15 protein-coding genes, 3 tRNA genes and 1 pseudogene are annotated in these 17564 nt (G+C 70.8%); 8 read left to right on the forward strand and 11 right to left on the reverse strand.

All coding sequences use genetic code 11. The features are described 5' to 3' along the window. Positions 1 to 39: 39 nt before the first annotated feature. The 8 genes and pseudogenes from purF to purS all read right to left on the reverse strand — a co-directional run bounded on the left by purF (position 40) and on the right by purS (position 7805). Complete coding sequence (purF, locus tag ACIBNA_RS08170; RefSeq protein WP_399164431.1) at positions 40 to 1569, reverse strand: amidophosphoribosyltransferase; 1530 nt, start codon at positions 1567 to 1569, stop codon at positions 40 to 42. 63 nt (positions 1570 to 1632) lie between these two features. Beyond that, entirely contained in the window at positions 1633 to 2406 is a 774-nt protein-coding gene (locus ACIBNA_RS08175) for an META domain-containing protein (RefSeq protein ID WP_399164432.1), read from the reverse strand. Between the two features lie 72 nt (positions 2407 to 2478). Further along, the gene (locus ACIBNA_RS08180; protein ID WP_399164433.1) at positions 2479 to 3276 is read right to left on the reverse strand and encodes a sterol carrier family protein; all 798 of its coding nucleotides are present in this window, start codon (positions 3274 to 3276) and stop codon (positions 2479 to 2481) included. 48 nt (positions 3277 to 3324) lie between these two features. Continuing rightward, a pseudogene (locus tag ACIBNA_RS08185) lies at positions 3325 to 3930 on the reverse strand (M23 family peptidase); the annotation flags it as partial. A gap of 23 nt (positions 3931 to 3953) precedes the next feature. Then, the gene (locus ACIBNA_RS08190; RefSeq protein WP_399164434.1) at positions 3954 to 4454 is read right to left on the reverse strand and encodes an ArsR/SmtB family transcription factor; all 501 of its coding nucleotides are present in this window, start codon (positions 4452 to 4454) and stop codon (positions 3954 to 3956) included. 155 nt (positions 4455 to 4609) lie between these two features. Then, complete coding sequence (gene purL, locus ACIBNA_RS08195; protein WP_399164435.1) at positions 4610 to 6868, reverse strand: phosphoribosylformylglycinamidine synthase subunit PurL; 2259 nt, start codon at positions 6866 to 6868, stop codon at positions 4610 to 4612. Further along, positions 6865 to 7545, reverse strand: a complete 681-nt coding sequence (purQ, locus tag ACIBNA_RS08200; RefSeq protein WP_274817449.1) for a phosphoribosylformylglycinamidine synthase subunit PurQ — start codon at positions 7543 to 7545, stop codon at positions 6865 to 6867. Before purQ ends, purL begins: the two co-directional genes overlap by 4 nt. Further along, positions 7542 to 7805: a phosphoribosylformylglycinamidine synthase subunit PurS gene (gene purS, locus ACIBNA_RS08205; RefSeq protein ID WP_010045045.1), complete on the reverse strand. Its 264-nt coding sequence runs from the start codon at positions 7803 to 7805 to the stop codon at positions 7542 to 7544. The genes purQ and purS overlap by 4 nt, the downstream gene beginning before the upstream one ends. 267 nt (positions 7806 to 8072) lie before the next feature. On the opposite strand from purS, the gene ACIBNA_RS08210 reads away from it, so the two are divergent. The 8 genes from ACIBNA_RS08210 to ACIBNA_RS08245 all read left to right on the forward strand — a co-directional run bounded on the left by ACIBNA_RS08210 (position 8073) and on the right by ACIBNA_RS08245 (position 12686). Beyond that, positions 8073 to 8390: an Lsr2 family protein gene (locus tag ACIBNA_RS08210; RefSeq protein ID WP_399164436.1), complete on the forward strand. Its 318-nt coding sequence runs from the start codon at positions 8073 to 8075 to the stop codon at positions 8388 to 8390. 134 nt (positions 8391 to 8524) lie between these two features. Continuing rightward, positions 8525 to 8596, forward strand: a tRNA-Gly gene (locus tag ACIBNA_RS08215). A gap of 82 nt (positions 8597 to 8678) precedes the next feature. Continuing rightward, positions 8679 to 8751, forward strand: a tRNA-Gly gene (locus ACIBNA_RS08220). Positions 8752 to 8881: 130 nt separating this feature from the next. Further along, positions 8882 to 9853 (forward strand): ABC transporter ATP-binding protein, encoded by a 972-nt coding sequence (locus tag ACIBNA_RS08225; protein WP_399164437.1) that lies wholly within the window; start codon positions 8882 to 8884, stop codon positions 9851 to 9853. Beyond that, on the forward strand, positions 9850 to 10653 hold the full coding sequence (locus ACIBNA_RS08230) for an ABC transporter permease (protein WP_399164438.1): 804 nt from the start codon (positions 9850 to 9852) through the stop codon (positions 10651 to 10653). The genes ACIBNA_RS08225 and ACIBNA_RS08230 overlap by 4 nt, the downstream gene beginning before the upstream one ends. A 22-nt stretch (positions 10654 to 10675) precedes the next feature. Continuing rightward, positions 10676 to 11971: a sensor histidine kinase gene (locus ACIBNA_RS08235; RefSeq protein ID WP_399164439.1), complete on the forward strand. Its 1296-nt coding sequence runs from the start codon at positions 10676 to 10678 to the stop codon at positions 11969 to 11971. Then, the gene (locus tag ACIBNA_RS08240; protein ID WP_399164440.1) at positions 11968 to 12588 is read left to right on the forward strand and encodes a response regulator; all 621 of its coding nucleotides are present in this window, start codon (positions 11968 to 11970) and stop codon (positions 12586 to 12588) included. Before ACIBNA_RS08235 ends, ACIBNA_RS08240 begins: the two co-directional genes overlap by 4 nt. Before the next feature lie 22 nt (positions 12589 to 12610). Further along, positions 12611 to 12686: transfer RNA gene (locus ACIBNA_RS08245), tRNA-Gly, on the forward strand. Positions 12687 to 12741: 55 nt separating this feature from the next. On the opposite strand, the gene ACIBNA_RS08250 is transcribed toward ACIBNA_RS08245, so the two are convergent. The 3 genes from ACIBNA_RS08250 to ACIBNA_RS08260 form a co-directional block, all read right to left on the reverse strand. Further along, complete coding sequence (locus ACIBNA_RS08250) at positions 12742 to 13641, reverse strand: phosphoribosylaminoimidazolesuccinocarboxamide synthase (RefSeq protein ID WP_399164441.1); 900 nt, start codon at positions 13639 to 13641, stop codon at positions 12742 to 12744. A 68-nt stretch (positions 13642 to 13709) separates the two neighbouring features. Further along, positions 13710 to 15185 (reverse strand): N,N-dimethylformamidase beta subunit family domain-containing protein, encoded by a 1476-nt coding sequence (locus tag ACIBNA_RS08255; RefSeq protein WP_399164442.1) that lies wholly within the window; start codon positions 15183 to 15185, stop codon positions 13710 to 13712. A 249-nt stretch (positions 15186 to 15434) separates the two neighbouring features. Continuing rightward, positions 15435 to 17270: a hypothetical protein gene (locus ACIBNA_RS08260; RefSeq protein WP_399164708.1), complete on the reverse strand. Its 1836-nt coding sequence runs from the start codon at positions 17268 to 17270 to the stop codon at positions 15435 to 15437. Positions 17271 to 17564: the final 294 nt, after the last annotated feature.

Below are 17564 nucleotides of genomic sequence, written 5' to 3' on the forward strand. Positions count from 1 at the left end.
TGAGAACCTTCGTGTCGTACAGCAGGTATTGCGGGCTGCCTACGGGCGGCGGATCGCGTCGGCGGCGGCCGTGGCGGCCGGGCCGGCGGCCAGCTCCGTCTCCAGGAGCTGCTTGCCGAGCAGCTCGGGGTCCGGGAGGTCCATCGGGTACTCGCCGTCGAAGCAGGCGCGGCACAGGTTCGGCTTGGCGATGGTGGTCGCCTCGATCATGCCGTCGATGGAGATGTACGCCAGGGAGTCGGCGCCCAGCGAGGTGCCGATCTCCTCGATCGTCATGCCGTTGGCGATGAGCTCGGCGCGGGTGGCGAAGTCGATGCCGAAGAAGCAGGGCCACTTCACGGGCGGTGAGGAGATCCGGATGTGGACCTCGGCTGCGCCCGCCTCGCGGAGCATGCGGACCAGGGCCCGCTGGGTGTTGCCGCGCACGATCGAGTCGTCGACGACGACCAGGCGCTTGCCCTTGATGACTTCCTTCAGCGGGTTCAGCTTCAGGCGGATGCCCAGCTGGCGGATGGTCTGCGAGGGCTGGATGAACGTACGTCCGACGTAGGCGTTCTTCACCAGGCCGGCACCGAAGGGGATGCCCGAGGCCTCGGCGTAGCCGATGGCCGCCGGGGTGCCGGACTCCGGGGTCGCTATCACCAGGTCGGCCTCGACCGGGGCTTCCTTCGCGAGCTTGCGGCCCATCTCCACGCGGGAGAGGTAGACGTTCCGGCCGGCGATGTCGGTGTCCGGGCGGGCCAGGTACACGTACTCGAAGACACAGCCCTTGGGCTTCGCATCCGCGAATCGCGACGCGCGCAGGCCGTTCTCGTCGATGGCGACGAACTCGCCCGGCTCGATCTCGCGGACGTAGGAGGCGCCGCAGATGTCGAGGGCGGCGGACTCGGAGGCGACGACCCAGCCGCGCTCAAGACGGCCGAGGACCAGCGGGCGGATGCCCTGCGGGTCGCGGGCCGCGTAGAGGGTGTTCTCGTCCATGAAGACGAGGCTGAAGGCGCCGCGCACCTGCGGAAGGACCTGGCCGGCCGCTTCCTCGATGGTCAGCGGCTTGCCGTCCTCGTCGACCTGGGCCGCGAGGAGCGCGGTGAGCAGGTCGGTGTCGTTGGTGGCCGCGACGCGCGGGGTACGGCCGCCCTCCTGCTTGGGCAGGTCGGCGACCATCTCGGCGAGCTGGGCGGTGTTGACGAGGTTGCCGTTGTGGCCGAGCGCGATGGAGCCGTGCGCGGTCGCACGGAACGTCGGCTGGGCGTTCTCCCACACGGAGGCGCCGGTGGTCGAGTAGCGGGCGTGACCGACCGCGATGTGACCCTGGAGCGAACCGAGCGAGGTCTCGTCGAAGACCTGGGAAACCAGGCCCATGTCCTTGAAGACGAGGATCTGTGAGCCGTTGCTGACCGCGATTCCCGCGGATTCCTGGCCTCGATGCTGGAGGGCGTAGAGCCCGAAGTACGTGAGCTTGGCGACCTCTTCGCCCGGAGCCCAGACACCGAAGACGCCGCAAGCATCCTGGGGGCCCTTCTCACCGGGGAGCAGGTCGTGGTTGAGTCGTCCGTCACCACGTGGCACGCCACCGAGTGTAGGCGAGGTCGTCCACTGGTCCGAATTGGGGATACCGGACTTTTCAGTGGATCACTGCTCGGCGACGGCTCGGACACTCGTGCCGTTTTCGCTGGTCAGCGTCAGAGTTTGGTGATCGACTCCGTACTTCAGCTTCCCGTCGAAAAGTCGCAGCAGGGCCTTCTCGTCGGACATGAGTGAGTCTTCGCACATCATTCGGGTCGTGGACGGGGGGCCGAGGGTGATATGGCCGTCGCGGACGGTGGCCTCGGCGTTGACCTTGTTGCAGCCGAGGCTGCCGGCGACGGTGCCCTTCTTCTCGTCGAAGGTGAGGTGGGCGCGGCCGTCGGTCCGCGGGGTCGTGACGGTCCACTTGGTGCCGCTCAGCGGGGCGTCCTCGGCCTCGGTCAGGCGGACGGTGTCCCCCTGGTCGGTCGTCAGGGTGAGGCGCTCGCCGTCCACCCGGGCCTTGAACTCCCGGTCGGAGAGGGTGCGGGCGAGGGTCTCCTCGAACTCCATCGGCTTGTTCTCGCAGGCCATCTCCGTGGCCATGGTCTTGCTGAGCCGGATGCGGTCGCCGTCGACGGTGGCCTCGGCGCCGAACTTGTTGCAGCCGAAGCTGCCCTCGGCCCGGCCCTTGTCGATGGTCACGTGGGCGCCGGTCGGGGCCTTGTGGGTCCTGCCGTCCGTGGTGACGCTGTCCACGCTCCACCGCACGCCCGTCACCGGCTGCTCGGCACCGACCGAACCACTGCCGCTGTCCGCCTTCTCGTTGCCGCAGCCCGCCATGAGCGGGACGAGCATGGCGGCGGCCGTCAGGGTCATGCGCTGCTTCTGCCTGTCCATGCCACTTCGACGGGGGACCCGGGGGGATCGGTTCCCCTTACGGCGCGCGTGTTCCTTCTGCTGCCTGAGCGCCTATGCCATGAGCGGCAGGTGGGCCGACAGATCCGCCCGCTCCCCGCTGGCGCTGACCTGGGCGTCCCGGAGCGCCTGTGCCCAGTCCAGCCGTCCGGTCGCCAGCCGGATCCAGGTCAGCGGGTCCGTCTCGACGACGTTGGGCGGGGTGCCCCGGGTGTGCCTCGGGCCCTCGACGCACTGCACCACGGCGTACGGCGGAACCCGTACCTCCGTCGAGCCCCCGGGTGCCTTAGCCGCCAGCGCGTCGGCGAGCAGCCGGGTGCAGGCGGCGAGGGCCTGACGGTCGTAGGGGATGTCCAGGCCGGGGACGGCGGCGTTGAGGTCGTCGGTGTGGACGACGAGTTCGACGGTGCGGGTGACCAGGTAGTCGGCGAGGGTCATGGCGCCGGTGCGTGTGGCGAGCAGGCGGGTGCCGGGGGCGTCCGCCAGCTTCTCGGTGAGGCTCTCCCCGGTGCAGGCGTAGAGGGCGTCGAGGTCGGGGTGGGCCTCGGCGAGCTGCCGGGTGTCGTCGGCGATGCCGGCGGCGCGGGCGGCGGTGGCGAAGGGCCAGTCCAGGAGGGCGAGCTCAGGCTTCGCCGGCTCCTCGCGGTCGAGGTTGCGGCTGACGCTCTCCACTGCCAGCGTCACGTGCGCCGCCAGCTCCCTGACCGTCCAGTCACCGAGCCGCGTCTGCCGCGCCAACTGCTCGGGGCCGAGGGCGCGGACGGCCTGCCGTACGTTCCCGAACTGGGCGAACACGGCCGTGCGGATCTTGGCGGGGTCGTAGCTGCGGGTGCGCTTCTTGGCCGGGGGCATGGCGTCAGCCTAAAAGGCGAGTCAGGGCTGTCCACGTGTGCCTTCACGGCTGCCGGGGGCGCCTCGTACCTGCCCGGCGTGCACGCGCTCGCCCTCGGGGTTGCCGAGGATGTGGCGGACGCCGGACATCTCTCGGACCGAGCCCTCGATGAGCATCAGGTACAGCAGGCCCGGCAGCGAGTTGCGGCTCAGGTGGTCGCGCCGGCCGTCGGCGGCCCGTACGACGGTGCCCTCGGCGACCGCGAGGATCGGGGCGCCGAAGGCCGGGAAGGCCTGGGGGCGGCGGGCGAGCGGCCACAGCGGGCGGAACGCGGGGCGGGAGCCCGGCTCGGGCTCGGCGAGGATGTCGATGGCGTACGACTGCCCGTGGGCGTGGATGCCGTGACTCGGGGTGCGGTCGGCCGGGCTGTTCAGCGCGGACCAGCGGCCGGTGACGGGCGGGGCGACCTCGACCGGCTCCCGTGCCCGGCGAGGGCTGTCGGGGGCACCGCCTCACCGGTTGGCGACCACGACGACGACGTACGCGAGGGCCGGCAACAGGCAGTTCCACAAGATGTCGTAGCCCCAGCCTAAGCAGATGTGGGCGATCACCAGCGCGATGAAGGCCAGCTGAAGGCCCTGGAAGGTCACCATGCCGAGCTTGCGTGCGGACATACTCTCCCCCGGTTCGGTCGCCGTCACGGGCGTGCCGTCGTCACCGCCACCAGCAGTGGTACGACCCGCTCCGACGGCACCTCGTAGCGGCCCCGGACGGTCGTGCGCAGCCAGCCGGTGCCGGTGAGCTGGCGCAGGTGGTGGTAGATCTGGCCGGTCGTGCCGACCTCGTCCAGCTCGGCGAGTTCCGCCGCGGTGCGCCGGCCGCCGAGGATCTCGCGGAGCAGCCGCAGCCGGACCGGGTGGCCGAGCGCCGCGAACGACTCGGCGACCGGGCTCCAGTCGTCCTCCATCAGCCCTTCCGTCAGCGTCCCCATCTGCCACGCGTGCTCCTCGCCCCCTGGCAGGCGTACGAAGCCGGTGTAGAGGACGCCTCCGTCGGCGGCTTCCAGCTCGGACAACTGCTCCTTCAGCCCGTTCAGGGCCCAGAAGTCGCCGGCGTCGAGGCGGGGTCCGGCGCGGTGGGCGCCTTCCAGGGCCGCCAGCCGGCGCTCGAGGTCGTCGACACGTTGCTCCAGTTCCATTCCGTCGAGATTACGGAACTACGTAATTACGCGCAAGAGCCTCCGGGCCTGACCGGGAGCGAGCACGCGGCCGGCAAGCGGGGTCCCGGAACATGCGAAGGCCCCGCCGGTCGCCATGACCGGCGGGGCCTCCGTCGTCGTTGCTGTCTCCGTCGCTACGCCAGCAGCGCCGGGATCGTCCCCTCGTGGGTCTCGCGCAGCTCGGCCAGGGAGAGCGTGAACTCGCCCTGGACGTCCACCGAGTCGCCGTCCACGACACCGATGCGGGTGGCCGGCAGGCCCCGCGCACCGCACATGTCGTTGAAGCGGACCTCCTCCGAACGCGGCACGGCCACGACGGCGCGGCCCGCCGACTCGGAGAAGAGGAAGGTGAAGGCGTCCAGACCGTCCGGGACGATCAGGCGGGCGCCCTTGCCGCCGAGCAGCGCCGACTCGACGACCGCCTGGATCAGGCCGCCGTCGGACAGGTCGTGCGCGGAGTCGATCATGCCGTCGCGGGAGGCGGCGATCAGGATCTCGGCGAGCAGGCGCTCGCGCTCCAGGTCGACCTTCGGGGGAAGGCCGCCGAGGTGGTCGTGGACGACCTGCGACCAGGCCGAACCGCCGAACTCCTCACGCGTGTCGCCGAGGAGGTAGAGGAGCTGGCCCTCCTCCTGGAAGGCGACCGGCGTGCGACGGGCGACGTCGTCGATGACGCCCAGGACCGCGACCACCGGGGTCGGGTGGATGGCCGCCTCGCCCGTCTGGTTGTAGAGCGAGACGTTGCCGCCGGTCACCGGGGTGCCGAGCTGCCGGCAGGCGTCCGCCAGACCGCGCACGGCCTCCGCGAACTGCCACATCACCGCGGGGTCCTCGGGCGAGCCGAAGTTCAGGCAGTCGGAGACGGCGAGCGGCTTGGCGCCGGTGGTGGCGACGTTGCGGTACGCCTCCGCCAGCGCGAGCTGCGCGCCCGCGTACGGGTCGAGCTTGGCGTACCGGCCGTTGCCGTCCGTGGCCAGGGCCACGCCGAGGCCGGTCTCCTCGTCGATCCGGATCATGCCGGAGTCCTCGGGCTGGGCGAGGACCGTGTTGCCCTGCACGAAGTGGTCGTACTGGGAGGTGATCCAGGACTTGGAAGCCTGGTTCGGGGAGCCGACCAGCTTCAGGACCTGGTCCTTCAGCTCCTCTGAGGTCCGCGGCCGCGGCAGCTTGTTCGCGTCGTCCGCCTGGAGGGCGTCCTGCCAGGACGGGCGGGCGTAAGGGCGCTCGTAGACCGGGCCCTCGTGGGCCACCGTGCGCGGGTCGACGTCGACGATCTTGCCGCCGTGCCAGTAGATCTCCAGGCGGTCGCCGTCGGTCACCTCACCGATGACGGTGGCGATGACGTCCCACTTCTCGCAGATCTCCAGGAAGCGGTCGACCTTCTCCGGCTCGACGACCGCGCACATGCGCTCCTGCGACTCGCTCATGAGGATTTCCTCGGGAGAGAGCGTGGAGTCGCGCAGCGGGACGTCGTCCAGGGTGACGCGCATGCCGCCGGAGCCGTTGGAGGCCAGCTCCGAGGTGGCGCAGGACAGGCCCGCCGCACCCAGGTCCTGGATACCGACGACCAGCTTCTCCCTGAAGGCCTCCAGGGTGCACTCGATGAGCAGCTTCTCCTGGAAGGGGTCGCCGACCTGGACGGCCGGGCGCTTCGAGGGCTTGGCGTCGTCGAACGTCTCGGAGGCCAGGATCGACGCGCCGCCGATGCCGTCGCCGCCGGTCCTGGCCCCGTACAGGATGACCTTGTTGCCCGCGCCGGACGCCTTCGCGAGGTGGATGTCCTCGTGCCGCATCACGCCGATGCATCCGGCGTTGACCAGCGGGTTGCCCTGGTAGCAGGAGTCGAAGACGACCTCGCCGCCGATGTTGGGCAGACCCAGGCAGTTGCCGTAGCCGCCGATGCCCGCGACGACACCCGGCAGCACACGCTTGGTGTCGGGGTGGTCGGCGGCGCCGAAGCGCAGCGGGTCGACGACCGCGACCGGGCGGGCGCCCATGGCGATGATGTCGCGGACGATGCCGCCGACACCCGTGGCCGCGCCCTGGTAGGGCTCGACGTACGACGGGTGGTTGTGCGACTCGACCTTGAAGGTGACCGCGTAACCCTGGCCGACGTCCACCACACCGGCGTTCTCGCCGATGCCGACGAGCAGGGCGTCGCTCTCGGGTGCCTTCTCGCCGAACTGGCGCAGGTGCACCTTGCTGCTCTTGTACGAGCAGTGCTCCGACCACATCACCGAGTACATGGCGAGCTCGGCACCGGTGGGCCGGCGGCCGAGGATCTCGACCACGCGCTCGTACTCGTCCTTCTTCAGGCCCAGTTCGGCCCAGGGCAGCTCGACGTCGGGGGTCGCGGCCGCGTGCTCGACCGTGTCCAGAGGCGTCCGGCTCATGCGTTGACCAGCTTCTTGAGGATCGAGGTGAAGAACGGGAGACCGTCGCTGCGACCGGTTCCGATCAGCGGCTCGACGGCGTGCTCGGGGTGCGGCATGAGGCCCACGACGTTGCCGGCCTCGTTGGTGACACCCGCGATGTCGTTGTTCGAGCCGTTGGGGTTGACGTCCAGATACCGGAAGGCGACCCGGCCCTCGGACTCCAGCGCGTCCAGCGTGCGCTGGTCGGCGACGTACTGCCCGTCGATGTTCTTCAGCGGGATGTGGATCTCCTGGCCGGCGGTGTAGTCGCTGGTCCAGGCGGTCTCGGCGTTCTCCACGCGCAGCTTCTGGTCACGGCAGATGAAGTGCAGGTGGTTGTTGCGCAGCATCGTGCCGGGCAGCAGATGGGCCTCGGTGAGGATCTGGAAGCCGTTGCAGATGCCGAGGACCGGAAGGCCGGCCTTCGCCTGCTCGATCAGCGGCTCCATGACCGGCGAAAAACGGGCGATGGCCCCGGCGCGCAGATAGTCGCCGTAGGAGAAACCACCGCACAGCACCACGGCGTCGACCTGCTTGAGGTCCTTGTCCTTGTGCCACAGGGCGACCGGCTCGGCGCCCGCGAGCCGGATCGCGCGCTGGGTGTCCCGGTCGTCCAGACTGCCGGGGAAAGTGACGACGCCAATACGAGCGGTCACTTCACGGCCTCCGCGACTTCCTCGACCCGGACCGTGAAGTCCTCGATCACGGTGTTCGCGAGGAACGACTCCGCAAGATCGTGAATGCGGGCGAGGGCGGCCTCGTCGACCGGCCCGTCAACTTCCAGTTCGAAACGCTTTCCCTGGCGGACATCCGAGATCCCTTCGAAACCCAGCCGCGGCAGTGCGCGCTGCACCGCCTGGCCCTGGGGGTCGAGGATCTCCGGCTTGAGCATGACGTCGACTACGACGCGTGCCACTGGCACTCCCGGTGTGTGGTGCTGAGCAGGTTCCTTCAGACTACCCGCACAAAATTTCTACGCGCGTCGACTTGTAGGAATCTACGTGACGGTCATCACGATCCGGCATCAACGTGCCCACACACGAAAATTTCCGGGAAAGATTCCGGGTCGACACCCGAAACCTATTGCGTTCGGACACGCGGAAGGATTTAGTCGGGTTTCACATTGCATTGCCAGGCACTGTAGAAATGAATTGGCAAGTGCCGCAGGAAGGGACCGATATTCGTGGCGCAGAAGGTCGTGGTCACTCTCTTTGACGACATCGACGGCTCGGAAGCGGCGGAAACGATCGCCTTCGGACTGGACGGCAAGTCGTACGAGATCGACCTGAACGAAGTCAATGCCGGCGCACTGCGGAAGGCGCTCGCGCCCTACGTGGAAGCCGGCCGCAAGCGGTCCCGCTCGGGCAGGACGTACCGGCAGACGGAGGTCGCCCCCGACCCGTCGGCCGTGCGCGCCTGGGCCCAGGCCCACAAGATGGAGGTCCCCGCGCGCGGGCGCATTCCCAAGAGGGTCTACGAGGCGTTCACCGCCGCGCAGTGACCGCCCGGTGAGACCGGGCGGACGACCGGTCACCCGCCCCTCGCGGCAACCGACTTGCGCAGCACCCCGGCTGATCAGCTAGAGTCTGGAGCACGCCGAGGGGCGAGGCCGAAAGGCCCGGCTCACGGAAACACGCGGGTGTAGTTCAGTAGTAGAACATCCCCCTTCCAGGGGGAAGGCGCAGTGTGCGATTCCTGTCACCCGCTCTGCATCGCCAGTACCGACCACTCTTGTGGATCAGGTAGGCTGGTGCCCGCACCGATCGGTGAGAGCCGGTCGGGAGCAAATGCGGACGTAGCTCAGTTGGTAGAGCGCAACCTTGCCAAGGTTGAGGTCGCGAGTTCGAGCCTCGTCGTCCGCTCGGGAATGAGACCCCGGTCCTGATGGACCGGGGTCTTCTTCGTGTTTCCTTCTCCGCTTCTGACATTTGTCATGCCGAGTGATGACAGCGCGCACTGCTCCCGGGGCCGTGCGGCCGGGACGCTGAAGACATGGAAACCAACGGACACGAACACGTGATTGAGGTCACTGACCTGCGGCGTGTGTACGGGGGCGGGTTCGAGGCGGTAAGCGGAATCAGCTTTTCCGTACGACGCGGGGAGATCTTCGCCCTGTTGGGCACCAACGGCGCGGGCAAGACGTCGACCGTCGAACTGCTGGAGGGACTCGCGGCCCCTGCGGACGGCCGGGTGCGGGTCCTCGGGCACGACCCGTACACCGACCGGGCCGTCGTACGGCCCCGCACCGGGGTGATGCTCCAGGAAGGCGGCTTCCCGTCCGAGCTGACCGTCGCGGAGACCGCGCGGATGTGGGCGGGATGCGTGAGCGGGGCCCGGCCGTCGGCGGAGGTCCTGGCGCTGGTCGGGCTGGAGTCGAAGGCCGGCACCCGGGTCAAGCAGTTGTCCGGTGGCCAGCGGCGCCGGCTGGATCTGGCCCTCGCGCTGCTCGGCGACCCCGAAGTGCTCTTCCTGGACGAGCCGACCACCGGCCTTGACGCGGAAGGCCGCCGCGACACCTGGGAGTTGGTGAGCGCGCTGCGCGACGGCGGTACGACGGTGCTGCTGACCACGCACTACCTGGAGGAGGCCGAGCACCTCGCCGACCGGCTGGCGATCATGCACGAGGGCCGCATCGCCACCACCGGGACCCCGGCCGAGGTGACCGCCGCCGAACCGTCGCGGATCTCCTTCGAGCTGCCCGAGGGCTACTTCGTCGCCGATCTCCCGCCGCTCGGCGAGCTCGGCGTGACCGGGCACGAGACCGACGGCCGGATCATCCGGCTCCGCACCCGTGAACTGCAGCGGACGGCCACCGGTCTGCTGACGTGGGCCGCGCGGGCCCGGGTGGAGCTGCGCCGCCTGGACGTGCGGTCGGCCTCCCTGGAGGAGGCGTTCCTCGGGATCGCCAAGAGCGTCTCCGCGCAGCAGGCCATGGGGATGACGACGAAGGAGTACGCGGCATGAGCGCCACCCGCACGACCCCCCGCCCGGCGCCGGCGGTGACTACTCCACTGAGCCGGATGGCGGCGCTCGCCCGTGCCGAAATGACCCTGCTCGGGCGGACCAAGGGCGCGCTCGTCGCCGCGCTGTTCGCACCGCTGGTACTGCCGGTCACCACCTCGCAGATGTCCAACGAGATGGACCTCGCCGAAGTCGGGCTGAGCACCGGCACCCTGGTGCTGCCTGCCTCGGTCGGCTTCTCCCTGCTGTTCGCCGTCTACTCGGTGCTCGTCGGCGCCATCGTCGTCCGGCGTGAGGAACTGGTCCTCAAGCGGCTGCGCACCGGTGAGCTGAGGGATGTCGAGATCCTGGCCGGTTCCGCGCTGCCGGCCGTTCTCACCGGGCTCGTGCAGTGCCTGGTGCTGGCGGTGGGCTGCTCGGTCCTGCTGGATCTGCCCGCGCCGGCCGCGCCCCATCTGGCCGTCGCCGGCCTGCTGTCGGGGCTCGTGATGTGTGCCGCGCTGGCCGCCGCCACCGCGAGCTTCACCAGGACCGGCGAGAGCGCCCAGGTCACGCCCATGCCGCTGCTGATCATCTCGATGATGGGCTCCGGCATGTTCTTCCCGCTGGAGCTGCTGCCGGACCGGGTGGCCTCCGTCTGCGAACTCCTGCCGCTGACACCCGTCGTCACCCTGGTGCGCGGCGGCTGGACCGGCGACCTGCCGGTGTCCGAGGCGCTGGGCGCCGTCGCGACGGCGGTGGTCTGGATCGTCATCGCGGTGTTTGCTGTACGGCGGTGGTTCCGCTGGGAACCGCGGCGCTGACCGAAGGGGGAGTGACGGGCTGATGCGCGGGCCGGGCGGGTGGTGGCGGCGGCAGAGCAAGCCGGAGAAGGTCGAGACGTACACGCGGTGGTCGTTCCACTTCTTCGCGGTGGTCGAGTTCGTCACGGTCGGGCTCATGGCGGTCACCCTGGGGGCGTGGCCGGGGGCCGGGCTGCTGCTGGTGCTGGGCGTGCACACCGCGGTCTGCTTCGTCACCGTGTCACGGTCGCTGGACTGGACGCGGGGCAGGCGGCCACAGCCCGTCCGGCTGCTGTGGACGCTGGCCGCCGTCACCGCCGCGGTCGGCGTCACCGCGATCGGCATCGCGGACCGCGGACCGGACGGCGAGCACGTGGACACCGCCGCGGGCGGGGCCTTCGGGGTGGTCGTCATCGTCGGGACCGGCATCATCGCGCTCGGCATCCGTGAGCGGAAGCGCGTGTTCGCCGTCGTCGGGGCCTTCGCTGCGGGCTCCTGGGCCGTGGCGTTCACTCGGGGCGCCCCGGCGGGCGAATCGCTCCTCGCGTCGGTGATGGTGCTGTTCTGCGGTGGGGTCATGGCCTTCACGGCCATCATCTCGGTGTGGCTGCTCAACATCGTCTATGAACTCGACGAGGCACGTGAGACCCGGACCCGGCTCGCCGTCGCCGAGGAGCGGCTGCGGTTCGGGCGGGATCTGCACGACGTCATGGGGCGGAACCTCGCCGTCATCGCGCTCAAGAGCGAACTGGCCGTGCAGCTCGCCCAGCGGGACCGACCGGAGGCCGTGGCGCAGATGGTCGAGGTGCAGCGGCTCGCGCAGGAGTCGCAGCGGGAGGTCCGCGAGGTCGTCCGGGGCTACCGGGAGGCCGACCTCACCTCGGAAGTCGCCGGTGCGCAAGGCGTGCTGACCGCGGCCGGCATCGACTGCACGGTGAGCGGGCGGACCCCGGCGGGGCTGCCGGCCGGGGTGCAGTCCGCTCTGGGGTGGGTGGTGCGGGAGGCCGCGACGAACGTCCTGCGGCACGGGGACGCGCGGCGGTGTGCGGTGAGGCTGCGGGTGCTGGAGGGGCACGTGGTGTTGTCCGTGGAGAACGACGGGATCACCGAGGCCGGGGACGGGTCGTCCGACTCGACCGGCTCCGGGCTGGCAGGACTGCGGGAGCGGCTGGCGGAGATCGACGGGACGCTGGAGGCCGGGCCTACGGGCAAGGGGGTGTTCCGGCTGACGGCACAGATTCCACTGCCGTCGCAGAGTTCGCTGCCGTCGCAGTCCGACCCTTCCGGCCCTTCCGGGTCCATAGCCGCTGTGCGTTCTGTGAGTGAGGTCATGCCATGACGGCCGTGGAGCCCGTGCGGCTGCTGCTCGCCGATGACGAGCACCTCATCCGTGGCGCGCTCGCCGCGCTGCTGTCGCTGGAGGACGACATCATGGTCATCGCCGAGGCGGCCACCGGGCCGGAGGCGATGGCGATGGCCCGGGCGCACAAGCCCGACGTCGCCGTACTGGATCTCCAGATGCCCGGCGCCGACGGTGTGAAGGTCGCCACATCCCTGCGCACCGAACTGCCCGGCTGCAAGGTGCTCATCGTCACCAGCCACGGGCGGCCCGGGCATCTGAAGCGGGCCCTGGAGGCCGGGGTGCGGGGGTTCGTGCCGAAGACCGTGAGTGCGCAGCGGCTCGCGGAGCTCATTCGCACGGTGCACGCCGGGAACCGTTACGTCGACCCCGAGTTGGCCGCCGACGCGATCGCCGCCGGGGACTCGCCGCTGACGGCCCGGGAGGCCGAGGTGCTGGAACTCGCAGCCGACGGCGCGCCCGTGGCCGAGATCGCGGAGCGGGCCGCGCTGTCGCAGGGGACCGTGCGGAACTACCTGTCGTCGGCCGTGTCGAAGCTCGGGGCTGAGAACCGGCATGCCGCGGTGCGGCTCGCGCGGGAGCGAGGTTGGGTATAGTGGTTCTCGCGCCACGGCGCATGCGAACGTAGCTCAGTTGGTAGAGCGCAACCTTGCCAAGGTTGAGGTCGCGAGTTCGAACCTCGTCGTTCGCTCCAGCGAGAAGCCCCCCGGTTCCGGCCGGGGGGCTTATCCGTGTCCTGGGTCCAGGTCCTACGTCCAGCTGGTGCCGGTCAGGCGCTCGTACGCCTCCACGTACTTGGCGCGGGTGGCGTCGACGACCTGCTGCGCCAGCGCGGGCGGCGGCTGCTCGCTCCTGCGGTCCCAGCCGGACTCCGCCGAGGTCAGCCAGTCGCGGACGTACTGCTTGTCGTACGACGGCTGCGCGCGGCCCGGCTGCCACTGGTCGGCCGGCCAGAAGCGGGAGGAGTCCGCGGTCAGGACCTCGTCCGCGAGGACCAGGGAGTCGCCGTCGAAGCCGAACTCGAACTTCGTGTCCGCGAGGATGATGCCCCGGTCACGGGCGATTTCCCGGCCCCGGGAGTAGGCGGCAAGGGTCGCCTGGCGCAGTCGGGCGGCGGTGTCGGCGCCGACCTGGCGGGCGACCTCCTCGTAGGAGACGTTCTCGTCGTGCTCGCCGACGGCGGCCTTGGTGGCAGGGGTGAAGATCGGGGCGGGCAGCTCACTGCCGTCGACCAGGCCTTCCGGGAGGGCGAGGCCGCAGACCGTGCGCGACTCGTTGTACTCGACCAGGCCCGAGCCGGTCAGGTAGCCGCGGGCCACGCACTCCACGGGGACCATCTGGAGGGACTTGCAGACGAGCGTGCGGCCCGCCCAGTCGGCGGGGGCGCCCGCGGGCAGTTCGGTGCTCAGGACGTGGTTCGGGATCAGGTCGGCGAGCTGGTCGAACCACCACAGGGAGAGCTGCGTGAGGATCCGGCCCTTGTCGGGGATCTCGGTCGGCAGCACCCAGTCGAATGCGGAGATGCGGTCGCTGGCCACCATCACGAGGTCGCCCGCCTCGTTCTGGTACAGCTCACGCACCTTTCCGGTGTGCAGATGCACCAGGCCCGGAACCTGGATCGGCTCGGGCTTCTCTACGAATCCGGACACGGTTCCTCCCCGTGGTTCTGTCCTATGGGTCGATTCTCCCGTACGCGGGACTGATCACGGACAGTGGGTCAGTCGCGTTTGCAGATGCGGTCGAGGAGGTTTGCGGTGGCCCGTTGGATGCGGGGGTCGACGTGGCCCGGGCGGTCCAGGGCCGGGGTCCAGGCGAACGTTCCGGATGCGAAGACCCAGGCGCCGGAGGGGGCGCGGTACAGGGACGTCTCCTGGTGGCGGGGTGCGCCCTCCTTGTCGGTGTACGGGGAGTGGGCGAGCAGCACGCGCTCCTCGTACTCGGGCAGCGGGGTGCGCGGGAAGTAGCGGTCGGCCTCGCCGGCCACCATGCCCTCGATCTCGTCCCCCTCCTGCGCCCCGGTCGCCTCCCACAGCCAGTGGCCGGCGTTGCGCACGATCAGCGGATGGGGCACGGGGACGGGCCCGGCGTACTGGATGCCCATGAGCTGCTGTTCCGCCCGGTCGATCTCCCGCCACAGCACCGGCTTGCCGGGGCCCCTGCGCTTGCGGCAGGTCAGCAGGCGGTCGGGGACGCCGGACGGGGAGGGGCCCAGCTCCACCTGCCAGTACATCGAGTTGGCGGAGAGGAACACGAGCGAGGTGCCGGCGTCGCGGGCGAGCTCCACGGCGCCGCGCATCGGGACCGACCAGTACTCGTCGTGGCCGGGGAAGACCAGGCCTCGGTAGCGGGTGGGGTCGACGCGGCCCGCGTGCAGGTCGCCGGCGGTGGCGTAGGCGACGTCGTAGCCGTAGCGCTCGGCCCAGCGGATGAAGTCGTAGGCGTGGCCGACGTGCAGGGGCAGGCCGGCGCCCGCGTACGGGCGGTCGAAGGAGACCGTGGTGGCGGCCTCGGACTCGCCCAGCAGCCGGCCCTTCTCGTCCCAGGCGTGGTAGAGGCTGGCGCCGGTGCGGCCGTCCTCCGGGTAGAGGTTGTACGCCTGCCAGGTGATGTCGGGCAGGACGAGGAGCAGGTCGGCGGGCTGGTCGTGGCGGACCGTGAACGGGACGTGGGAGCGGTAGCCGTCGGCGGTGGTGAGGACGGCGACGTACGCGCCGATGTTCCAGTACGACGGGATCTGAAGCCGCCAGGACAGCCACCAGTGGTGGCAGGAGACCGTACGGTCCGCCGTGAGCAGCGGGGGCTGCACCATGCCGGACAGGCGCGGGCTGGTGGTGATCTTCGCGGCGCCGTCACCGCCGTAGTGGCCGATGCGGTAGATGTCGACGCCGAACTCCTGGGGCGGGTCGACGGTGATGTGGAAGTCGATGGCCTCGCCGGGCGCGACCGCGCCGGTGGAGGTGAAGCCCTTGATCTGGCAGTGGACGTCGTCGGCCGCGCGGGGGCCGCCGGAGCGGCTGCCCTTCTTCGGGGCCTGGGCCGGATCCTGGTCCACGTACCAGGGGACGACCTGGCCACTGTCGTCGATGTACGTCACGTTTCCGCGCAGCCACGGAACGGGGCCCTGCCCGAAGGGATCCGTCACGACGTGCGCCAGCGCTCCCGACTCCCAGCGGCGGATCTGCTCCGAACCCATGGTTGCTTCCCCTCCCCTTCGCCCCCGTGGTTGTGCGTGCTGGTGTGCGTTGCCTACTGGTGTGGTGTCTGCGTGTTCTGCGGCCTGTGCTGCGTTCTGGGGGCTGTGCGGTCCCGTCGTGCTTATGTGCTTGTCGTATGTCGCAAGCCCTTGCCATGTGCGCGAACGGTCCAAGCACATCACATAACGCGCGCACTTCGTCACTGTTCGTTTCGAATTGGCCAGAAGCGGAAGCGGGTGCTCCGGCGGTCAGCCGAGCCGGACCGGCTTCTCGGGGCGTATCCCCAGCTCGGCCAGCCAGGCCCGCAGGGGGGTGGAGTCGCCGTCCTCGATCAGGGTGAGGACCTTGGGCGCCAGGTCGGCGGTGCGTTCGCCGTTGTGGAGGAGGGTCGGGCCGTCCAGCCAGTCCAGGCCCGGTGTCGCACCGGCGGTGTCCATCGCGGCGCAGCAGATCATCGCCGTGAGGTGGTCGGCGAGCAGTTCGCGGGCCGTGCGCGGGGGCTGGAGGGGGAAGAGGGGGAGGGTCCGGTCGTCCCAGAGGGCGGGGTCCGGGGTGGCCGGGGAACCGGCGGGTGAGGAGGCCGCGGTGGAGGGGACGGTCGAGGGAGCGGTGGCTGACGGGCTCGGCGTCGCGGTGGTCTCCTCGCGGGACAGTGCGGCGCTGAGCCGGGCGGCGAGGGTGGCGCTGCGGGGGGTGGTGCCGGAGAGGTCTTCTTCGTCGTCGTCGGGGGGTGGTTCCGGGCTTCGGGGTGGTTCCGGACTTCGGGTGGTGAAGGGGGTCTCTCCGGCTTGGTCCGTCAGACGGTCCGCTCGGTCCGTCAGGTGGTCGAGGACGCGGGAGAGGGTCGGGCCGCCGGTGTTCGGGGCCGTGCTTCCCGGGGCCGGGCGGACGCCCATGGTGTCCAGGACGCGGTGAAGGCGGGCCGCGTCGACGCGCCACTTGCGGTCCACGACCTCCTCCGGATACTCGCTCCAGCCCACCGGCGACCAGTCGGGACCGGGCCCCGCGGGGCCGCCGTGGAAGAGGCGGGCGGCGAGGAGGGAGGCGGCCTCGTCGACCGCGCCCGGCTCCTCCAGCAGGTCGCAGGCGGGCCGCTCACCGAGACGGGAGGCGAAGCCCTCGGCCAGGCGGTCGCGCCGGGACAGCTCCGTGAGCGCCGCCACCACACCGGCGTCCAGCCGGGACGGCCAGCGGCCCATCCGCCAGGCGGGCAGCGCCACCCGGGTCAGCAGCCGGTCCCAGCCCGCGTACGCCAGGCCCACCTGCTCCTGCGCGACGATCCGCAGCCCGTAATCCACAGCCTGTGCACGCTCCGCGGCCGCGGCGGCCACGCCCCGCTCCAACTCGACGGCGTGCACACGGCAACTGCGCAGCAGAAGCCGGGCCACCCAGCCGACACCGGCCAGCCCGGCCCGCGACAGGCGCCCGCGGTGCGGCGCCGAGGCCACGGCCACCGCGGCGTCCAGGCCGCGGACGAAGCGCCGGGCGGCGGCTATGTCCGGGTGCGCCGAGGGGCCCGTACCGGCGACGACCGGGGCGAGGACCGCGCGCAGCTCGCCGACCCGCATCCACCACAGGAAGGGCGAGCCGATGACGAGGACGGGGGCGACCGGGTGACGGCGGTGGGTGTGTGTTCCACCGCCCGCTATGTCGTCGTGCTCCTCGGCGGGGGGCGGGCCGTGGGCCCGGTGCGTGCGGTCCTCCAGCCAGCTGTCGCAGTCCGGTGTGAGCGCTATCGCGGAGGGCGCGGGGACGTCGAGGCGGTCGGCGAGGTCGCGCACCATCCGGTACAGGTCGGGGGCCGCCTCCTCGTTGACCGGGATGGTCGGGCTCATGGCGGGGCGGGCCCGGGCGACGACCAGGGCGACACCCGCGGCGGCGAGCAGCACGAGGACCGCGACCGGCGTCAGGATCCAGCGGGCGGCATCCCAGCCGGGGCCGACGAGGCGGCCGGTGGCGGCACCCGCCAGCAGGATCACGGCGACGGCGGCGGGCAGCAGGGCGACGGCCAGCGCGCGGCTGCGGATGCGCAGCACGACGAGCGCCCGTGACCGCGCGGCCTGCGCGCCTGCCTCCACACCCATTCCGGTCACGACCGACCTCACCCCCTCCCCGTTGGCCTGACGCTTTCCTTGCTCACTCCCCCACTGTGGCACCCGTCACTGACATCGCAATGCCGGTGGGCCAAGTGCCGGAACGCTTGCGCCGCACCCTAGTTGGGGCTCCGCCCCCCGTCAGCCGGATAGGGCATCGGTCACTCGATGGAATGGCTTTGGGGAGAGGTGGATGACGGACAGCGAGGATCGGGCCCCGCATACCGAAAACTTCAGGCCCCGGATCCTGAGACGGATCCGGGGCCTGTGGGGTTCATCGCGCGG

This window comes from Streptomyces sp. NPDC050164 (assembly GCF_044459945.1).
Classification (GTDB): domain Bacteria; phylum Actinomycetota; class Actinomycetes; order Streptomycetales; family Streptomycetaceae; genus Streptomyces; species Streptomyces coeruleorubidus_A.